General features: G+C 63.8%; 1 protein-coding gene and 1 pseudogene (1 of these 2 running past the window's edge). One reads left to right on the forward strand and one right to left on the reverse strand.

The genetic code is table 11. The features are described from left to right. A pseudogene (locus ACFFAR_RS29380) lies at window positions 1–874 on the forward strand (pyridoxal phosphate-dependent aminotransferase); it begins 384 nt to the left of the window's first position. Between the two features lie 102 nt (window positions 875–976). On the opposite strand, the gene ACFFAR_RS29385 reads toward ACFFAR_RS29380, so the two are convergent. Continuing rightward, a partial coding sequence (locus ACFFAR_RS29385; RefSeq protein ID WP_375509030.1) for a transglycosylase SLT domain-containing protein occupies window positions 977–1,964 on the reverse strand: 988 nt, incomplete at its 5' end.

Here is a 1,964-nt window from a genome sequence, read left to right on the forward strand (position 1 = left end):
ATCGGCGGCGTTGCTTCTGGCATGCACGGCACTGGTCGATCGCGACGACGAAGTCCTCATGCCCGACCCGTGCTACCCGTGTAATCGCCATTTCGTGGCGGCAACCGAAGGCCGTCCGGTCCTGATTCCGAGCGGTCCGGCCGAGCGGTTCCAGTTGACCGCAGCCCAGGTCGAAGCGCACTGGACGCCCGCTACACGCGGCGTCCTGCTGGCGTCGCCGTCGAATCCTACCGGGACGTCCATCGAACCGGCGGAACTGGCGAAGATCGTCGATGTCGTGCGTTCGCACGGCGGTTTTACCATCGTCGACGAGATTTATCAGGGCTTGAGCTACGACGCGAAACCCGTTTCAGCGCTTTCGTTTGGTGACGACGTAGTCACCGTCAACAGCTTTTCAAAGTACTTCAACATGACTGGATGGCGGCTCGGCTGGCTGGTCGTGCCGCCCGCAATGGTCTCGACGGTCGAAAAGCTCTCGCAGAACCTGTTCATCTGCGCGTCCGCGCTCGCGCAACATGCGGCGCTCGCGTGCTTTGAACCTGCCACGCTTGCAGTCTACGAGTCACGCCGGCTGGAATTTGGGCGCCGACGCGATTTCATCGTGCCGGCGTTGCGCACGCTCGGGTTCGAAGTGCCGGTAGTGCCGGACGGTGCGTTCTACGTCTACGCTGATACCCGCCGTGTCGCGCACCCGGCCGCCGGCGACAGCACGGCGCTGACCCGCTCCATGCTTCATGATGCCGGCGTCGTGCTGGTTCCCGGCAATGATTTCGGCGTTCATGCGCCGCGGGACTATATCCGGCTCTCTTATGCCACGGCGTATTCGAAGCTCGAAGAAGCCGTGCAGCGGCTTGGGACGTTGTTCAGGGTCTAGCGCCTCCGCTTGGAAAGCCTTCGCCATTGAAAAAGCCGTTCCGGCATCAAGCTGGAACGGCTTTTTTGCATCTGCTACCGGTTTAAGGCTGGAGATGCCGTCTCAAGCGCCAACTTCCCAGGCGCCATGTTCATGCTTGGCTTGCGTATCAGCGTCGTCGGTTTCGTTACGCTCGCTCGCTTGCGGCGACGTAGCCTTGGCCGGCGCCGTGATCGGCGGAACACCGTCGAGCGTGAAGTGCACACGTTTGTCGGTAGAACCATTCGCCGGCGCGTTAGCCGACGCCACCACCGTCTTCGGCGCAACCGGCTGTGCCGGCGCTTGCGGCGCGTTGATCGGCACATTGCGGCCGTGGGCGACATCGCGAAGACGTGCGCGCTCGGCCAGCACCTTGGCGCCGTAGCCGCCGTCGTCCTGCGAGGTCGAACCTACGTAGAACCGCAGGCCACCCGCAACGGAACCGCCGCGCGCGATGCAATCCTTCAGGACCAGCGCGCCGACCTTGATGTTTGCAAGCGGCTCGAGCGCGGCGTGCGATCCGCCGAAGTACTGGAATTTGTCGGAGTGTACCTTCGACATGACCTGCATCAGGCCCTGCGCGCCCACGCCGCTTTCAGCGTAAGGATTGAAGCCGGATTCGATCGCCATGACCGAGAGGAGCAGCAACGGGTCGAGACCGACTTCACGGCCGGTATCGAAGGCGGCACGGACCAGCTCGCTCACCGGGTCCTGCGCCACGTGATAACGCCGCGCAATGAAGTTCGCCACGAGGTTCTGCTCACGCGTGGAAACCAGAACGCGATCGTCGCGGGCATCGGCTACGACACGCTGCGATGAAATTGCGCTGGCGAGCGTGGAAACTGTGGGCAAGGTGCGGGGATCGAGCCCGTTCGGCGAAACCGCCAGGCTCAGGCCGCCGGTCAGCTTGCGGGCGCTGTCGTCGTCGCTGGCGGCTGAGCCGAGCGACGCCGTCTCGCCGTTGCGCAAGGCTTCTTCACGCTGATGACCAATTGCAAATGGCGGTAGGGGTTGGCCAGCAAGCAGACGCGCCGGGCCGGCCTGGACGGCCGCCGAGACCAGCGGCATCAAT

Source organism: uncultured Caballeronia sp. (genome assembly GCF_964243625.1).
Classification (GTDB): domain Bacteria; phylum Pseudomonadota; class Gammaproteobacteria; order Burkholderiales; family Burkholderiaceae; genus Caballeronia.